The following is an 18,975-nucleotide window of genomic DNA, read 5'->3' on the forward strand; positions in this document are numbered from 1 at the left end:
CCCCACTCCCCATTAGCAACAACCTTATTGACGAAGATTCTTAAAAGTGATACTGTACAGTCTGGGGAAAGTTCAGTTGGACTATCCCCAATCGGCAGGATCGAGATCGAACCTTATTTAATAAAAGCTTTGTTCAGTAGAGCTTTGACGGGTATGGATCGTGTAGTAACGATATTGAGTCGATAGCTCACTGTTGATACATTTCTGAAAACACTGACAATTAATTGCGATCGTTTATTAGGAGTTATGATGCCCCGGCAAGTTAAAACCTCTCATTTGATATTAGGTGCTATTCTGGTAGCTTCAGCAAGTCTGGGCTTCGGTTGCAGTACTCCCCCATCTACCCCACAAGCAAGTACTCCCGAAGCAGCAGCTCCAAAAGCTACTGAGGAAACAGCTCAAACTACTCAAACTACTCAAACAGCTCAAACAGCTCAAAACAAATTAACAATCGTCTTTCCCAACCGAGGAGAAGCTGGCGAAGCCCAAGCTAAAGCCAATGCCGTAGCAGCCTTTGTTTCCAAACAAATGGGAACCCCAGTGGAGGCAATTGTCGCAGATGATACCGCAGCCGTGGAAGCATTACGAGCTAATCGTGCAGATGTGGCATTTCTCAGTAGTCGCCCTGCCCTAAAAGCAGAGCAATTAGCCAATGCTCGTCTATACTTAGCGGAAGTTCGTCCTAATTATTCTGGCGGGCATACTTATAAATCTTTGTTTATTGTCCCCAAAGATAGCCCCCTCCAAGACAAGGGCAGCGGCAAAGCTACTTTAGAGCAGCTTAAAGGGAAGCGGATGGCATTTGTTTCACCAACATCAGGCTCAGGTTTTGTCTTTCCAGTTGGGGAATTAGTGAAAGAGGGATTAGTGCCAGGAAAAGATCGCCTTGAGGGTTTCTTTGGTAAAGTTAGCTATGGTGGAGATTACACTGGGGCAATTCAATCAGTGTTACGGGGACAAGCTGATGTGGCAGCAGTTTCTGAGTATGCCCTCTACCCACCGTACATATCAGAGGCAGAAAAGAGCAAGATTCGGGTATTGTACTCCATCGCAGGAGTTCCCGCTCACGGTGTAGCGATTGATGATGATGTGCCAGAAGCTACTCGTACTAAATTAATTACCGCTTTGATGGAATTGAATAAACCAGAAAATCAATCTTTGCTAAAAGATTTATCTAATGCCACTGAGTTGGTAAAAGTAGATCACGATAAGCATCTTAGTTCAGTGCGGACTGCGCTAAAACAAGCTGGTGTGGAATTGTAAGAGTTGCTAATGGCTGATTGTTTGTTGGTTTTTGGTTATTTTCAGCCATTTTTTCCCATTCCCTATTTTGAATTTTGACTTTATAAAATGATTGGAACATTAGCAATTGAGTGCCGGGATTTGTATACGCCTTATTTAGCCACCTTGCAGCGCTCGGCACTGCAAGGTGTAAATTGTACTATTAAAGCTGGCGAGTTTGTGGTGCTATTGGGATTAAATGGGGCAGGTAAATCCACCTGGTTGCGATCGCTATTAGGATTAGTGCCCATCCAAACTGGTACGATTGCCATTAATGAAGTGCCATTAGTGCCAAAAACTTTAACTCAGGTGCGGCGCGATATCGGAATTCTGTACCAAGGGGGGGCTTTAGTGCCTCAATTGACGGCGCTGGAAAATGTACTTTGTGGCTGCTTGGGGCGGAGATCTCCTTGGCAAACCATGGTAGGCTTTAGTCGTAAAGATCGTTATCATGCCTTGGATTGTCTGGAAAAAGTGGGATTAGATAACCAAGGGGAGCAAAAAACTAGCCAACTTAGCGGTGGGCAGCGGCAAAGAGTTGCGATCGCGCGTTTGCTCATGCAATCTCCTAAAATCTTACTAGTAGATGAACCTACTGCTGGATTAGATGTCCAAGCAGCGCGACAGGTGATGGAGATTTTGTTGCAATTGAATCACCAAGGTGTGACGATTGTGACGGTACTCCATGACTTGGAGCTAGCACAAGCTTATGCTAAACGTGCCATTGTACTACAGGAAGGTGCGATCGCATCTGATGGCATCTGTAAAAATCTTGCTACTCATTTTGCTGGGTGATTTGTTATTGGTTATTGGTTATTGGTTATTAGACATATTTATATCCGTAAATTTAATTTATATGAAACTATTTTATGTGGGTAAGCGTTTCCGGAATTCATTAATCTGGATTAAGGGTATACTATGGGTAGTCGGTATTTTTATTCTCTATAGTTGGGCGCTGAAAGGATTAGAGATAGATGTGGCATTACTCCACAGCAGTTTGCCTTATCTAATCGATTTTTTAGTGCGACTCTTTCCACCGGATCTCACAATTCTGGATGTGGCGGTTAATTCTTTAATTGAAACGGTACAGATGTCTCTTTGGGGGACTACGATTGGGGCAATTTTGTCTTTACCCATTGCAGTTTTATCCGCTCATAATATTGCACCTAAATGGGTACAATTGATTGCTAATTTTATCCAAAATGCAGTAAGATCGATTCCATCAATTGTTCTCGGGCTATTGTTTGTTGCGGCAACAGGTTTGGGGGCACAAGCGGGGACAATGGCACTGGGTATCTACACTATTGGATATCTTGGTAAATTTTATCAAACTGCAATTGAAGCTGTCGATCCAATATCGATTGAGTCGCTGCAAGTGAGTGGTGCATCCTGGTTACAGACTGCTCAATATGGTATTTTACCGCAAATGTTACCGTTGGGATTGGGCTATACGCTATATATGTTTGAGTACAATATTCGTGCTGCTTCGGTACTTGGTGTTGTGGGTGCTGGGGGTATTGGTTTTGAATTGGTTAATTATATTAAGGGGTTTGAATATCATAAAGCAACTACGATTATGTTGGTGCTATTGGTGGTAGTGACTGGTATTGATGCACTTAGCAGCAAACTCCGTCGTCGTTTGAGTAGCGATAATAATGGGTAAGAGGTTAGAGGTAGGGGGAAAGAGTTAAGATGGAATTTAACTGCGCGTTGGCTATATAATTTTTTTTAACGCAGAGGTACGCAGAGGTTAGTAGAGAGGTACGCAGAGGTTTTTGGATGATTCTGATGCTAAGGGAAAGGATATGACTAATCGGGTATAAATTGATCGAGCCAAGCTTATCACACATCTCCTTAAGTCTTTAAATATTATATAGCCTAAATACTTTTAGTACATTTGGCTGATGTCAAAGCTAGTGAACAAGGGTAAAAATCAAGAATATTCACATTAATAACACAAAAAAAGCTTTCTATGACAAGCAACCCTCCCGCAATTCCAGGCTATCACCTTACTGAGCAAATATACCTAGGATCTAGAACCGAGGTTTATCGAGGAATTTCTCAATCAGACAAAAAACCAGTAATCATCAAATTACTCAAAAGCGAGTATCCAACTTTCAACGAATTGGTGCAATTTCGGAATCAGTATACCATTGCTAAAAACTTAGATAATCCTGGAATTGTTAAACCCATCGCACTTTTAAACTACCGCAATAGTTTTGCCATAGTAATGGAAGATATTGGCGGCATTTCTCTCTATGAATGGGGAGTAGGCAAGAGGGAATGGGGAGTGGCTAAAAATTATGATTTCCTCAGCGATTTTTTCAATATCGCTATTCAGATAGTAAAAATATTAGAAATACTATATCAAAATCGAGTTATTCATAAAGATATCAAACCTCAGAATATTTTAATTAACCCAGAAACCAAACAGATAAAACTAATTGACTTCAGTATTTCTTCTCTATTACTAAGAGAAACTAAAGAGATTCAAAACCCAAATATTCTCGAAGGAACCCTGGCTTATATGTCCCCGGAACAAACTGGCAGGATGAATCGGGGTATCGACTATCGCACCGATTTTTACTCGTTGGGAGCGACATTTTATGAACTATTGACAGGGAAATTACCTTTTCAATCTAGCGAGCCGATGGAGTTAGTTCACTGTCATATTGCGATGATGCCAACTTCGCCAATAGAGATTGTGCCAGAAATACCAGTGATGGTGAATAACATCATTATGAAGTTGATGGAAAAAGCTCCAGAGTCACGCTATCAAAGTGCATTTGGCTTGCGATATGACTTAGCATTATGTTTACAGCAATGGCAAGAAAAAGGTGCTATTGAGTTATTTGAGTTAGGGATAAGAGATATTTGCGATCGCTTCGTGATTCCCGAAAAACTCTACGGGCGAGAAACTGAAGTTAAGATACTATTAGAGGCATTCAATCGCATCAGCAACCCCACCCTAAGTAAGGAGGGGCAAGGAGGGGTCGAAATCATGTTAGTTGCTGGTTTTTCTGGGATTGGCAAAACTGCCATGGTTAATGAAATTCACAAACCCATTGTCCGCCAACGGGGTTATTTTATTAAAGGAAAATTTGACCAATTTCAGCGCGATATTCCATTTTCTGCATGGGTGCAAGGATTCCAGGATTTGATGCGGCAATTACTTACGGAAAGCACCACAGAAGTCCAAAAATGGCAAGCTAATCTTTTAGAAGCATTGGGTGAAAATGGTCAGGTTATTATTGATGTTATCCCCGAATTAGAACACCTGATTGGCAAACAGCCAGAAGTACCTGAATTAGAGGGAAGTGCAGGTCAAAATCGTTTCAATTTGCTTTTTGGTAAATTTATTAGAGTCTTTGCCAGAAAAGAGCATCCTTTAGTGATTTTCATGGATGATTTACAGTGGGCTGATTCAGCTTCTTTAAAGTTGATCCAGTTGTTGATGAGAGAGACAGATACCTGTTATCTATTATTAATCGGAGCGTATCGGGATAATGAAGTATTTCCCACCCATCCACTAATTCTGACATTAGTTGAGATTCGGAAAGATGAGGAGAGGCAAGATGCCTCTCCTACAGTCAATCAAATTACTTTAGCACCTCTAGACCAAGATTCCTTGAATCGCCTGATTGCTGATACCCTGAGTTGTCCACTAGAAAGGGCAATTCCTTTAACAGAAATAGTTTTTACTAAAACGAAAGGTAATCCTTTCTTTGCCACTCAATTTCTTAAATCTCTTTATGAAGATGGGTTGATTAAATTTGATTTAAATAGTGGCTATTGGCAGTGTGATATTAGTCAAGTCAGGGCGCTAGCTTTGACTGATGATGTAGTAGAGTTTATGGCGATTCAGTTACAAAAGCTACCTGAAAATACTCAGGAAGTTTTGAAACTAGCGGCTTGTATTGGCAACAAATTTGACTTAGAAACCCTGGCAATTGTTCATGAAAAATCTCATGCTGAAACGGCGGCTGACTTGTGGAGGGCATTGCAAGAAGGTTTAATTTTACCAGAGAGTGAGGTTTACAAGTTTTTCCAGGATGAAGTAACAGATGAAATATCAGATAATTTATCCGTTACATCCGCTACAAAATCCGCTACCACGGTTCCCTACAGATTTTTACACGATCGAGTGCAGCAAGCGGCATATTTTCTCATTCCTGAAGCTCGGAAACAGTTCACTCACCTCAAAATTGGTCAACTTTTGTTGAAAAATACGCCGGAAGCAGAACGGGAAGAGACAATTTTTGATATTGTCAACCAATTAAATATTGGAAAAGAGTTAATTGAAGCTCGCACTGAGCGTAAAGAATTAGCTCAATTGAATCTAATTGCCGGACGAAAAGCGAAAGCTTCAACGGCTTATGCTGCTGCCCAAAAGTATTTAACTATGGGTGTGGAACTTCTAGAGGCCGATCGCTGGGAGAGTCAATATGCCCTAACATTAGCTTTGTACGAGGAGGCAGCAGAAGCAGGCTACTTGAATGGTCGCTTCGACGAAATGGACAAATTGGTCGATGTTGTACTACAAAATGCCAAAATCTTGCTTGAAAAAGTGAAAATATATGATATTAAAATTCAAGGAACTATAGCACGAGGTGACCTAAAACAGGCGATTAAGATAGGGCTTGAATTATCAGAATTATTAGGAATAAAAATACCAGAAGAACCTAATCAGTTGGATATTCAAAAGGGATTGGAGGAAACTGCTTCACTTTTAAATGGGCAGAAAATTGAAGACTTGATTAACCTGCCGGAAATGACAGACCCCCACAAGCTAGCAGCTATGTATATCACAATGAGTATAGCTTCTGCTGCGTTTATAGCTGCTCCTGATATTTGTTTGCTGATTGTATTATCACAGGTTAATTTATCTATCCAATATGGCAATTCCACTTCCTCTGGATATGTTTATGGTGCTTACGCAGTAATTTTATTGACGGAATTCCAAAATATTGAATCCGGTTATAAATTAGGAAAATTAGCTTTAAGTTTGGTGGAACGGTTAAATGCAAAGAATGTCAAAGCCAAGGTACTATTGATGTTTGGTGGTCACCTTGTCCACTGGAAAGAACATCTCAGAGAAAATATACCAATTTTGATTGAATGCTATCAAAGCGGAGTGGAAACTGGAGATTTTGAATATGCTGGTTATGCTGCCGCTTATGTGTGTGAATGCTTATATTTGAGCGGTCACGAACTGACAGAGTTAGAAAAACAGATCGCAATCTATAGTAAAGCTATAAATCAGATCGGACAGAAAAGCCCTTCTAATTGGTCTGCAATTTTTGGGCAGGTGGTTCTAAACTTGCTAGATAAAACTGACGATCCTATCCGTTTAATTGGAGATGTCTATAATGAGGAGCAATCGTTGCCCCTTGCCATTCAACTAAATGACCGAATACAACTGTTATTTATTTATTCAAATCAACTAATATTATCCTACTTGTTTGATGATATACAGCAAGCCGTCACCAAGGCAACTCTTGCGAAGCAATATCTAGAAGGGTTGACTGGAATGCCAGTTGTCAGTTCTATCTATTTGTATGAATCTCTAGCATATTTGGGTATATTTGCGGAAGCATCAGATGCCCAAAAAGAATCTTTGTTAGATCTGGTTAATGCCAATCGGGAAAAAATGCGTGAATGGGCGCAGTCTGCTCCGATGAATTATCTGTACAAATTTAATCTCGTAGAAGCAGAGCGATGCCGGGTTCTAGGTCAAAATGTTGAGGCAATGGATTATTACGATCGCGCCATAGTGGGAGCCAAAGAAAACGAATATATCCAAGACGAAGCATTAGCCAACGAACTTGCTGCCAAATTCTATCTCGACTGGGGCAAACAAACCATTGCTCAAGCCTACCTAACGAATGCTTACTACGCTTATGCACGTTGGGGTGCGAAAGCCAAAGTTAATGATTTAGAAAAGCGCTATCCCCAATTACTTGCTCCCATTCTTAATAGTAAAATTCGTCAGAAAACAGGCGAAACAATTAATCGGATGGCGAATGAAACTATCACCAGTACCTCTAGAGGTATTTCCGAATCTCTTGATTTTGCTACAGTTATCAAAGCTGCTCAATCCCTTTCTGAGGAAATCAACCTCGACAAATTGCTCTCAAATTTAATGCAAATAGCCATTGAGAATGCTGGAGCAGAAAAGGGCACTCTCATCTTAGAAAAAGCTGGAGAATTATTCATTGTTGCTCAATGTTTGGATAAACAATGTAACTTGCACCCAATAACTGTTGAGCAAAGCAAAGATATTCCTGCTACCCTAATCAATTATGTTTGGCGCACCCAAGAAACTCTGATATTCAACGATGCTAGTACCCAGACAAACTTTGCTGCCGATCCTTACATTATTCACCATCAACCGAAGTCAGTATTATGTATGCCAATCCAAAAACAGAGGAAAGGGATAGCTTCGCCCGCCTTTGGCATGGCAATCCTTTATCTAGAAAATAATCTGGCAGTTGGTGCATTTACGCCAGCAAGATTGGAAGTTTTAAAAGTTTTGTCTTCTCAATCTGCTATTTCCATAGCCAACGCACAACTCTATGGCCAAGTCAAAGAAAGCGAGAAATTACTAGCTGAATATAATCGTACATTAGAACAACAAGTCCGCGATCGCACCCAAAAACTCCAGCAGTCAGAATCTAGATTCCGACAACTTTACGAGCAATCAGGTGATGCTATTTTGCTATTAGATGGAGAAGTTTTTATCGACTGCAACCTAGCTGTTCTTAACATGATGCGTTGTGCTAATAAAAAACAGTTTCTTGCCCTAAATCCCGATCGGCTTTCTCCCGAAATGCAACCGGATGGCACTTTATCTTTTGAGAAAGCTAACCAGATGATTGCGATGGCTTTTGAGCTAGGTAGTCATCGATTTGAGTGGATGAGCCGTCGTGTAGATGGAGAAGATTTTTGGGTGGAAGTGTTACTAACTGTAATTCCTTTGGATAATCGACAAATTTTGCATACAGTTTGGCGAGAAATTGGAGATCGCAAACAGGCTGAAGCAGCTTTATACCAGAAAAATCAGGAACTAAGTTATACTCTTAAACAACTAGAAATCACCCAAGATGAACTAATTCAATCAGAAAAAATGGCGGCTTTAGGACAACTAGTAGCCGGGATTGCCCACGAAGTAAATACTCCCCTAGGCGCAATTAGTTCCTCTGCCGGAAATATGACCAATTTCTTGGATAAAACCCTGGAAAACTTGCCCACTCTGTTTCAATCTCTATCGCCAGAGGAAGGGCAGACTTTTTTAGCATTACTTCAGCGATCCCTTCAAAAAGAATCAATATTATCGACAAAAGAAGAGCGAAAATTGAAGCGAGGATTAAGAAGTCAATTGGAAACGTTAGAAATTGATAATGCTGACATCATTGCGGAGCGGTTGGTAATTATGGGAATTTATGACGAAATTGATACTTTTATTCCCCTCTTAAAAAGATCGGATAGTTTACATGTATTAGAAACTGCTTATAAGTTTTCTGGATTACAACGAGGTATTCGTACTATCAAAATAGCCACTGATCGGGCATCAAAAGTGGTGTTTGCTTTGAAAAATTATGCCCGTTACGATTCCTCAAGTGCAATGACTATCGCTAACCTAACAGAAGGAATTGAAACCATTCTCACCCTCTATCAAAGTCACCTCAAACAGGGGATTGAAGTAATCAGAAACTATGGCGAATTACCGCCATTTTTATGTTATCCAGACGAACTCAATCAGGTTTGGACAAATCTCATCCATAATGCCTTACAAGCGATGGATTATCGGGGAACTTTAACTATTGATGTCACAAGTCTTGAGCGAGAGGCTAAGATTAGTATTACCGATAGTGGCAAGGGAATCCCTCAAGAGATTCAATATAAAATATTTCAGCCATTCTTTACTACTAAACCCGCTGGTGAAGGGAGTGGATTGGGACTCGATATCGTCAAAAAGATTATTGAGAAGCATAATGGTACTATTACATTTACCTCGAGTCCCGGTCAAACCACATTTACTGTTTCTCTGCCCATGCCTAATGGCTAATTGCTAATGGCTAATGGTTTGTTAACTGTTGGACAAACAACCAACAACCAACAACCAACAACCAACAACCAACAACCAACAACCAACCAATGACTAAACCCGTTATCTTATGCGTTGACGATGAGAAAATAGTCTTAGACAGTCTAAGAACACAACTCCAAAGCTCATTTGGAAATGCTTACCTCTATGAAGTGGCTGAAGATGCTGAGGAAGCTTTGGAAGTAATTGAGGAATTTAGGGATGATGAGAGTAATATTCTTCTCATTGTCTCGGATTGGTTAATGCCAGGAATGAAGGGAGATGAATTTCTTATTCTTGTTCATCAAGAATTTCCCAATATTATTAAAATTATGCTGACGGGACAAGCGGATGAATCTGCAATTAAACGCGCACAAGAACAGGCAAATCTCCATTGTTGTTTATCTAAACCTTGGTCTCAAGAAGAATTAGTGGAAACTATTAAATCTGGTTTAGCAAAACTATAAATGGCTAATGGCTAATTGTTAATCGAATAGGGAACAGGAAACAGAAAAGTTTGTTAGTGACACCCCACTATAATGGTTATTTTACCACCAAATGCTACGATCGCAGAAGAAAAACTAACTAAGTACCTGCTTGTGCTGTTGCCGAAAGACGATAAATCCCAATTCCTTGCTAGAGCAGGGTATACTTTAGACAATTGGCAGCAACTTGAACAAGACTTACGAAGTCAAGTTTTAACGCAACCCGCAGATAAAATTGAAACCAATCGCTATGGTACAAAATATGCTATTCATGCTCAATTGTCCGGAGTCAATGGCATAGTAATCGATATCTTAACCATTTGGATGGTTACTAATACTATGACTAAATTTGTGACATTAGTGCCAGATAAAGGAGCAAATTCATGAAAGTACAATACCCACTGTTTTCCCAAGTGGCTCTGGCTAAAGACTTACCACAATACAATCTGAAACGGGGAGATATTGCTATAATCGTTGAACACTATCCCATGCCTAAAGATGAAGAGGATGGGTATAGTCTTGAAGGGTTTTATCTACCTCAAGTCACGATTGAGGTAGCAGCATCCCAGATTATTTCCATTACCCAGTTGCAGCAAGAAGAAATGATTTTACAAAAGTTACGTCAGCTATCAGAATCGAGACTGCTGCAACTGCAAGACTATCTTGATTTTCTCTTACAAAAAGAGCAGTCAGAGAATTTGACTGCTTAACAATGTAGAGGGAGAATACGTTTAACTGAGATCTTGCACTATATTCAATAACCCCAAAAACCCGCCAGAGAATACTATATCTGTGTAATAGCTAAAGTCGGTTTAAACTCAGATCTTGCACCATTCTCAATAAAAAGCTACAACCCTTGATACTCCGTTAATGTGGTCACCAAAAATTAAGCTTTTTTAGGCTAATTGACATTGGTGCAAGATCTCAATTTAAACCGACTATGAATCTGGATTTTAGTCCGTTTTAAAGGACTTTAGCTATTAGACAGTGGCTGATAGCCACTGGCGGTTTTTGCCACTGGTGCAAGATCTCAGTTTAACTCCATTCATCAATTGATTTTAGCTCTTCCGTCTCCTGACACATCCCCTAAAATCAACCGTTGTCGATGAATATGTAAAACCTGAAATTCTCGCTGCACCACCTGTTCTAACATATAGATAATATGCTCGGCTCGTAACATTGTCCCATCATTTCGACAACTCCCCACATATCGCAGAATAACCGCATTTTCACCCTTATATTCCTTGGATTCAACCACCTCTAACTCAAAAGTGCGATCGCGTAAATTTACCTTATTCTTTTTCCCAGACTTAGTTGTCTGTTCCCACTCAATCACTTCAGTCGTCAACAGTTTTTCAATCCAATTTTCCCATTCTTCAAAAGTAGCATTTTCTGCTACAGCAACAGTAAGCAAATATTCAGCACGTTCCAATATTTGAGTGCCCGCAGGTGCTTTCAAATCAATCTCATCAACCCGATACACTGGAATATCTGAAGGTAATTTAGATACCAATCTTTCCCGAAATTCTTCAATATCTATTGGCTTAATTAACTCAAAATCTACAATTTCCCCACTACTAGATGTTCCCAAAGATAAAGCATTTGCTATGATAATTCGAGGGCTAGGATGATAACCACCACTAAAAGCAATTGGCAATGAAGCACGTCTGACAGTGCGATCGAATAAACGCACCATATCCAAATGACTTAGTAACGTCATATCCCCTCGCTTACCAAACCACATTCTTAGCCGTTGGGCTTTAGTTGTATCTGGGGTAAATTGACCTGCAAATGCAGGAATTGGTAGTGGTTGGAAAACTATATTATGACCAAAATCTGTCCCACAAATACCGCAATGAGAACAACCATCAAAGGAACAATCAGGAACCGTTGCTGCTTCTAATGCCTTTTGTAAGTCTGTAATTAACCAATTCTTATCAATTCCCGTATCAATATGATCCCAAGGAAGTGGGGCCTGGAATTGGGAATTCAGAGTAGAAATTTTGTTCTCTGTTTCCTCTTGCTGGGCTGTCGTAATTGGAGATTCTGATGCTTTGAAAATATTCCATTCACCATTTTCCACTTGGCGATATTTCCAGGTTAAATCAGATTCTACGATCGCAGTTTCCCAAGCGCCAAATGCTTTTTCTAAATTATCGAACCAAGCATCCATGCCTGCACCTAATTCCCAGGCACGACGTACCACCGCCGCTAATCTTCTATCGCCTCTCCCGATAAAGTCTTCCATCGCGGAAATCCGGATATCGGTATAATTTACTTTCACACCTTTGACTTGGCGAAATGCTTCTCTAAGTAATTTTTGTTTCCGAGCAAATTCTGAAGTAGAAACAGAATGCCATTGGAAAGGCGTGTGAGGTTTGGGAGTAAAATTAGAAATAGTGATATTAAAATTGAGACGTTTTCTCCCCTTTCCCCTGCATTCTTGCTGTAACCACCCTACTGTTTCTGCTATTCCCAGTACATCTTCATCCATCTCACCCGGTAAGCCAATCATAAAGTAGAGTTTAATCTTATCCCACCCTTGCTCGAATGCCGTTTTTACACCTCGCAGTAATTCTTCATTCGTTAACCCTTTATTCACAATATCGCGCATTCTTTGGGTTCCCGCTTCTGGGGCAAAAGTCAATCCACCTTGCCGCGTACCACCTAAGATATTGGCAATATTTTCATCAAATCTATCTACCCTTTGACTGGGTAAAGATAGGGAAATATTCTCATCTTTGAGGCGATTTTTGATTTCCATTCCTACCGCTGGTAGCGCTAAGTAATCGGAACAACTTAGAGATAGCAAGGAAAACTCATTATATCCAGTCGCCCGCATTCCTTTTTCAATCGCCTCTACCACTTTTTCCGGTTCCACATCTCGGGCTGGGCGAGTTAACATTCCTGGTTGGCAAAAGCGACAGCCGCGAGTACATCCACGCCTTACTTCTATTTTCAATCGATCGTGTACCGTTTCTATATATGGCACTAATCCAATCGAATATTCTGGAATAGGAGTCGCCACTCGCCGCAAAATTCGTGGGGGAACATCAGGGCGATTAGGATGAACCGATCCATCTTCTGCCATATCATAAAATTGGGGCACATATACTCCAGGGATTTGGGCTAAATCTAGGAGTAATTCTGCTCGACTTAATCCTGCTTTTTTCCCTTCTTCTATTATTAATCCAATTTCCGGTAATAATTCTTCCCCATCTCCCAAAGCAATAAAATCGAAAAAATCGGCGTAGGGTTCCGGATTAGATGTAGCAGTTTGTCCCCCAGCAAATATGAGGGGGAATGGGGGTTTTTCTTGAGAGGCAGCGGGCGGATTTTCTTGAGAAATTATCTGTTTTTCTGGTAAATTATCTGGCAAACCAGCCCCTACATTTCGTTCTTGCCAAGTTAAGGGGATTCCTGCTAAACTTAGCATTTCCAGAATATTAGTTGCCCCTAATTCATAGCTGAGGCTAAAACCAAGAATATCAAAATCTGCGATCGCACGCCGATTTTCTACTGCAAACAGAGGTATTCCGGTTGCCCGTAACTTCGCGGCTAAATCCGGTGCAGGTAAATAAGCGCGATCGCACAATTGCCGAGGTTGGGCATTTAAAATATTATAGAGAATAATATGCCCTAAATTAGAGGAACCGACTTCGTATATTTCTGGATAGGTTAACACCCACCGTACCTTTGCCGTATCCCACGGTTTGTGGATTGCACCTAACTCGTTACCTAGGTAACGTGCTGGAGTCATGATGTCTTTGGTGAGTATCTCTTCAATTGCAATGGGCATGGTGGAAGTTTCCCTGCTGGTTTTCCTCAAGTCTTATTGATTTTAGCGATTCTGTGGCAATTTTGGTAGGATGGGCAAGAGTAATTTTTTCTTACTCAATTACTCTTTGGCAATCTTTATGGTTTCGTTACATAAAATAACAATTAAAATGCCTATCCCCTCTCACCTCTTATCTCTCACCTCTTACCTCATCCCTCTTTTCCTAATATCATTAGGATTGGCAACTCGAATTAACGCCCAAAATATCAATCGATTTCCGCAATTACAGACTAGTGGTAACTGTGAAAGATGCGATTTGAGAGGAATTAACTTGAAGGGAGCTTTATTGAACAAAATAAACCTCAGTTATGCCAATCTTATAAATGCTAATTTGAGCGATGCTGACTTGAGTGATGCCAACCTAATCGGTGTAAATCTCCTCAGTGCTAACTTAATTGGTGTCAACCTGATTAATTCCAATTTAAGTAATGCCAACTTAAGTAAGGCAAATTTTGGTGATGCGAACATGATTAATGTCAACTTAAGCGGCGCTAACCTCAGTGAAGCAAATTTAAGCAGTGCTAACTTGAATAATGCCAACTTGAGTAACGCCAACTTGAGTAATGCCCATCTGCGGCTCCTTACCAATTTGAGAGATGCTAACTTAAGTGGTGCAAATCTGCTTAATGCCGATTTGAGGGGAGCAAATCTCAGCCGTGCTAACTTAAATGGCGCTAATCTCAAACGGAATATCTTGCTGGGTACTATATTTAATAATGCGGACTTAAATTATGTTAACTTGAGAGAGTCAAACTTAGGCAATGCTTCCCTCAAAAATGCCAGTCTGACGAATAGTGACTTAGAGGATTCCTTTTTGGTAGGTGCTGACTTGACAGAGGCAAATTTGAGTAATGCTAACTTCAGAGGGACTAAATTAATGAATGCCAATTTGATGGGTGCTAAACTCAATGAAGCCAATTTTAATGGAGCAAATCTCAATTATACAACTTTAACTAGTGCTGATTGTAGTAATACTAACTTCAGCGATACTAGTTTAGTTAGTGCTAACTTAATTCAAGCAAATTTAAGCAATGCCGACTTGAGTAATGCCAACCTCAGTAATGCGGATCTCAGTGAGGCTAATTTACAAGGAACAATCCTCAGAAATGCCGTACTTAAAGATGCTAATCTTGATGATGTTGACCTCAGAAGTGCGGATTTATGCGAGGCAACTATGCCCGATGGATCAAAATCTCAGCAAGGTTGTGATGGAAAAAATTAATGGACAATAGATTGCAAGTAAATAGGATACACTCAATTTACTCCATCAAAGAATTAATTGACTTGCCAACTGCTGTAACCATCCTCCATAAGCCTGCAATCTGCTGTTCTCCCATACACGGAGTAGACAATCTCTAATTTTTATTCTTCACTATCTGGTGATAAATCTACATCTTCGTAAAGGAGAGAAATCGGACATTTAAAATCAACACTAGTTAAATGTACTTCCGGTTCAATTCCTGCTGGAGTCGTTTCATCAATTAGATAGTGCGTGAGTTCCCATTTATTATTTTCGTTCCGTCTGTGACATTCCACACTCATTTGTTCGGTATCAATTAAAACATATTCTTTTAATGTTTCAATCCGACGGTAGCGAGTAAATTTTTTCCCTCTATCATATCCTTCCGTACTTGGAGAAAGAACTTCAACAATCAGACAAGGAAATCGGACTATTCTTTTAGCTTTCTTATCACGAGCGTCACAAGTTACTATTACATCAGGATAGTGAAATGAACCTTTCTCAGATACTCCCACTTTAACATCTGCCATAAAGACTCTACAGCCTTTACCCCGGAGATGGCTTTTTAGAGTAGATGCTAAATTAAGAGCAATAACATTATGGGGTAAAGTTCCCCCAGCCATGGCGAAGACTTCACCATCGATATATTCATGTTTGAGAGGTTGTTGTTCTTCCCATGCTAGATATTCTTGAGGAGTCATCTGTGGGATTTCTAGAGAGGCAAACATTTTACTTATTAGTCAGGACTTAGGTTGCCTTCATTCTAGCACAGCGAAGTTATAATTAAAGTACAGAGTTGTGAATTGTCAGACACAACTACATCTGTAGATACTATACTTATGTACTATCCAGTCAGGACGAAAACCCTGGTTAATTAGCTAACTTTTGACTTATTTATGCTACTCCTCCAATTCAGTACCTCTCACTATTGTCGCAAAGCCCGACTAGCCCTAGGCTACAAACAAATTCCTTACCAAGTCGAAAACTTAACCCCCGGCATCCACATTTGGAAACTAAAACCCCTAACAGGTTTAACCACACTACCAGTTTTATTACCACAACTACCCGAATATCCCCAAGCGATTGGAGATTCAACTCAAATTTTTAAGTTCCTAGAAAAATATCAGCCTCAACCCCCATTATTCCTACCAGATGAAGCCCAACAGCAAGAAGCTTTAATGCTAGAAGATTGGTTAGATGAAAGTATTGGTACAGCAACTCGTTTTATTTATTATAACTTTCGTGCAGGCGCTGGCAAACAAATCGATCCTTCATTTGCCAGCCAATTAGTAATTCAGGTAGTAAGATATCAATATGGAATTAACCAAGCCGCAGTAGAAATAGCCACTCAGCGACTAAAACTAGCACTAGAAGTACTAAAATCCCGGTGGCAAGATCGATCTTACCTGATTTGCGATCGCGAAGCCCTGCTCCAAGCAAATCGCATTAGTGTTGCCGATTTAGCCGCAGCCGCCCTACTCAGCCCCCTCGCACTGATTCCTCAATACCGACAAGACTATCCTTGGCTATTTCAACGTATTATAGAAATCCATAAAATATGTGGGGAAGCCTTGCCACCAGGATTGTAAGGGCATGGGGAATGGCTAATTGCTAATTGCTGGTTAGAATACTATCTGTATGGTGCGTTATGTAACGCATCATGCTGTTAAATTATTGATTTTCATACTGGAGGTAATTTGTGGTTATTGCAGCAACCCAACCTAATACCGAAGCCGAATCAACAATAGGAGAAAACCGAGTTGTAATTAATGGATTGTCTTGGGCAGGATACATACAGATTTTAGATGCCTTACCCCAATCGCGTGGTTCAAGATTAACCTACGATGATGGAGTTTTAGAAATTACTATGTCACTGGAAGATCATGAATTTTATAGCTGTTTGATTGAATGCTTTATTCGGACACTAGTTGAACTAATGGGAATGCGAATTAAAACAATGGGATCGACTACAATGAAGTATCCTAAATTGAAAAAAGGTGCAGAACCCGACAATGCTTATTATATTAAAAACCAACCCTTAGTCAAAGGTCGCAATGTTGATTTTACCAAAGATCCGCCGCCAGATTTAGTTGTCGAAGTAGATATTACTCATACAGATATTGACAAAAACCAATTCTACGCCAGGATTGGAGTATCAGAATTTTGGCGATTTAATGGAAAAACCTGGCGCATTTACCAACTTCAGGAAAATCTCTACATTGAAGTTGAAACCAGTCCCACCTTTCCTACAGTACCAAAAGAACGTTTATATACTTTCCTCAAAGAAGCAAAAGAAGATGAAATTGAAGCAATCCAATCCCTGAGAAATTGGTGGCATCAACAATCCCATACTCCCTAAACCATATAGAATCCCATTTCCCCTCAATGTCCTCAAAAAAACCTCCGCGCACCTCTCCCTTACCCTCTGCGAACCTCTGCGTTAAAAAAAATCCTCTTACCCCACCAACCAATTCCATCATTCCTCAACAAACAACTAGAGAATAAACCCATGAAACCAGGAATATTGTTCACCATTTCCCTCTCAATCGGTTTAACAATAGCCAAACCAGCCTTAAGTTTACCACCACCAGAAGACACCCCAGAAGAAATATTAAGAACAGAGATAATTTTAGAAGCCCGCTCCCCCATTGATGGTAAACCATTAACAGCCGCAGAATATGCCGAACTTGAAGCTAAAATAGCAGAGAGAGGCACGCCCCCTCAAGTCTCAGCCGATATTCAACACACCATCTTTCTCCTCCGTCTCCTGAAGCTGATTCGTACTATCACGCCTTTGTAATTCTGGAGTAAATTTATCGCCAAACCATCCCATCAGGACATTAAAAAAGTCCCTAATCAATGAATGAATCCCAATTTGACGATAAAATAAAATATACTCCCAACTCTCCTAATACAAACGACTCAACACATAGTCACATAAATCCCTCAAAGCTGTCGCACACTCCGAAGGTTTCAGGACTGTCAGATTCTCTACCGCCAACTGAGCATGGTATGCTGCTAATTTGCGCGATCGCTCAATTCCCTCACTTTCCCTTACCAGTGCCAGCGCTTGCTCAATATCATCAGGTTGAGCAAACTCCCTTTCAATTAACACTTCCAGATAAGGCTTTTCTTCCATAGCATATAATACTGGAACAGTCAAATTGCCGCTAATTAAATCAGAACCCGCTGGTTTACCCAATACTTCTGTCGAAGCAGTGAAGTCCAAAATATCATCCACAATCTGAAAAGCTAATCCCAGATGACGACCATAATCATATAATTGTTCTGCCACATCTACTGAAACACCACTCAATAAACCCGCTGACTTAGAACTATTAGCAATCAGGGAAGCTGTCTTATTATAGGTTTTCTCCAAATATACTTCCATAGTAGTAGTAGTATCAAACCGATTCAACCCTTGCTGAATTTCTCCCTCTGCCATATCCTTAATCACTTGGGAGAGTAACTTGACCACTTCTAAATTATCTAAATTCGCGAGATACCAGGCAGATTGACCGAACAAGAAATCCCCAGCTAATACAGCTATCCGATTATTGAACAAGCTATTGACAGTCGGGACATTACGGCGTACCTCCGCTTCATCAACTACATCGTCATGGACTAATGAAGCCGTGTGGATCATCTCAGTAATTTCCGCCAACCGTCGGTGACGTGGGGTAATATCGGAGTCTAACATGGTTGCCCGCGAAATTAAAAGGACAACCGCTGGTCTTACTCGCTTACCCCCAGCCCCAAACAAATGTTCGGCAGCAGCATAGAGGATCGGGTGACGGGCACCCACTAAGTTTTTTAAGTTCTCGGTAAGGAGACACAAATCGGCTTCAACAGGGGAAAATAGGGAGGTTACTGAGGTCATGGATTGGGCGACTCAGACGTTTGGTTACGAAAGTTTACATATTCTTCCTTAATTTTAAGCGAAGCCTCCCCGGTAGGGAAAGTAACTGTAATATAATTCCCCATTCCCCGAAGGAAGACAAGGAAGACAAGGAAGACAAGGAAGACAAGGAAGACAAGGAAGACA

Annotated in this window: 15 protein-coding genes; 12 read left to right on the forward strand and 3 right to left on the reverse strand. The window is 40.5% G+C overall.

Translation table 11 applies throughout. The annotated features are described in order from the left end of the window. The 8 genes from NJ959_RS10860 to NJ959_RS10895 form a co-directional block, all read left to right on the forward strand. On the forward strand, window positions 1-186 hold a 186-nt coding region (locus tag NJ959_RS10860; protein ID WP_254011767.1), incomplete at its 5' end, for a hypothetical protein. Window positions 187-246: 60 nt separating this feature from the next. Continuing rightward, window positions 247-1,263, forward strand: a complete 1,017-nt coding sequence (locus NJ959_RS10865) for a phosphate/phosphite/phosphonate ABC transporter substrate-binding protein (RefSeq protein ID WP_254011768.1) — start codon at window positions 247-249, stop codon at window positions 1,261-1,263. A gap of 87 nt (window positions 1,264-1,350) precedes the next feature. Further along, window positions 1,351-2,076: a phosphonate ABC transporter ATP-binding protein gene (locus NJ959_RS10870; protein WP_254011769.1), complete on the forward strand. Its 726-nt coding sequence runs from the start codon at window positions 1,351-1,353 to the stop codon at window positions 2,074-2,076. Beyond that, a complete protein-coding gene (gene phnE, locus NJ959_RS10875) occupies window positions 1,991-2,944 on the forward strand; it encodes a phosphonate ABC transporter, permease protein PhnE (RefSeq protein ID WP_254011770.1) in 954 nt (317 codons plus the stop codon). The genes NJ959_RS10870 and phnE overlap by 86 nt, the downstream gene beginning before the upstream one ends. A gap of 309 nt (window positions 2,945-3,253) precedes the next feature. Beyond that, on the forward strand, window positions 3,254-9,349 hold the full coding sequence (locus NJ959_RS10880; protein ID WP_254011771.1) for an ATP-binding sensor histidine kinase: 6,096 nt from the start codon (window positions 3,254-3,256) through the stop codon (window positions 9,347-9,349). 89 nt (window positions 9,350-9,438) lie between these two features. Beyond that, the gene (locus NJ959_RS10885) at window positions 9,439-9,834 is read left to right on the forward strand and encodes a response regulator (protein ID WP_254011772.1); all 396 of its coding nucleotides are present in this window, start codon (window positions 9,439-9,441) and stop codon (window positions 9,832-9,834) included. 72 nt (window positions 9,835-9,906) lie between these two features. Then, window positions 9,907-10,239, forward strand: coding sequence for a DUF6883 domain-containing protein (locus NJ959_RS10890; RefSeq protein WP_254011773.1), 333 nt, complete (start codon window positions 9,907-9,909; stop codon window positions 10,237-10,239). Further along, window positions 10,236-10,562, forward strand: coding sequence for a DUF4926 domain-containing protein (locus tag NJ959_RS10895; protein WP_254011774.1), 327 nt, complete (start codon window positions 10,236-10,238; stop codon window positions 10,560-10,562). The genes NJ959_RS10890 and NJ959_RS10895 overlap by 4 nt, the downstream gene beginning before the upstream one ends. A 338-nt stretch (window positions 10,563-10,900) precedes the next feature. On the opposite strand, the gene NJ959_RS10900 is transcribed toward NJ959_RS10895, so the two are convergent. Then, window positions 10,901-13,651: a TIGR03936 family radical SAM-associated protein gene (locus tag NJ959_RS10900; RefSeq protein ID WP_254011775.1), complete on the reverse strand. Its 2,751-nt coding sequence runs from the start codon at window positions 13,649-13,651 to the stop codon at window positions 10,901-10,903. 148 nt (window positions 13,652-13,799) lie between these two features. Here NJ959_RS10900 and NJ959_RS10905 point away from each other — a divergent pair, with 148 nt between their 5' ends. Beyond that, on the forward strand, window positions 13,800-14,912 hold the full coding sequence (locus tag NJ959_RS10905; RefSeq protein WP_254011776.1) for a pentapeptide repeat-containing protein: 1,113 nt from the start codon (window positions 13,800-13,802) through the stop codon (window positions 14,910-14,912). Between the two features lie 140 nt (window positions 14,913-15,052). On the opposite strand, the gene NJ959_RS10910 is transcribed toward NJ959_RS10905, so the two are convergent. Further along, a complete protein-coding gene (locus NJ959_RS10910; protein WP_254011777.1) occupies window positions 15,053-15,658 on the reverse strand; it encodes a Uma2 family endonuclease in 606 nt (201 codons plus the stop codon). Window positions 15,659-15,826: 168 nt separating this feature from the next. On the opposite strand from NJ959_RS10910, the gene NJ959_RS10915 reads away from it, so the two are divergent. The 3 genes from NJ959_RS10915 to NJ959_RS10925 all read left to right on the forward strand — a co-directional run bounded on the left by NJ959_RS10915 (window position 15,827) and on the right by NJ959_RS10925 (window position 17,730). Further along, entirely contained in the window at window positions 15,827-16,519 is a 693-nt protein-coding gene (locus tag NJ959_RS10915; RefSeq protein ID WP_254011778.1) for a glutathione S-transferase family protein, read from the forward strand. Window positions 16,520-16,629: 110 nt separating this feature from the next. Further along, window positions 16,630-17,289 carry a Uma2 family endonuclease gene (locus NJ959_RS10920; RefSeq protein WP_254011779.1) on the forward strand — a complete coding sequence of 220 codons (660 nt, stop codon included), beginning with the start codon at window positions 16,630-16,632 and terminating at the stop codon, window positions 17,287-17,289. A 150-nt stretch (window positions 17,290-17,439) separates the two neighbouring features. Then, a complete protein-coding gene (locus tag NJ959_RS10925; protein ID WP_254011780.1) occupies window positions 17,440-17,730 on the forward strand; it encodes a hypothetical protein in 291 nt (96 codons plus the stop codon). A 108-nt stretch (window positions 17,731-17,838) separates the two neighbouring features. On the opposite strand, the gene sds is transcribed toward NJ959_RS10925, so the two are convergent. Continuing rightward, a complete protein-coding gene (gene sds / locus NJ959_RS10930; protein ID WP_254011781.1) occupies window positions 17,839-18,810 on the reverse strand; it encodes a solanesyl diphosphate synthase in 972 nt (323 codons plus the stop codon). Window positions 18,811-18,975: the final 165 nt, after the last annotated feature.

This window comes from Limnofasciculus baicalensis BBK-W-15 (assembly GCF_024178385.1).
GTDB lineage: Bacteria > Cyanobacteriota > Cyanobacteriia > Cyanobacteriales > Coleofasciculaceae > Limnofasciculus > Limnofasciculus baicalensis.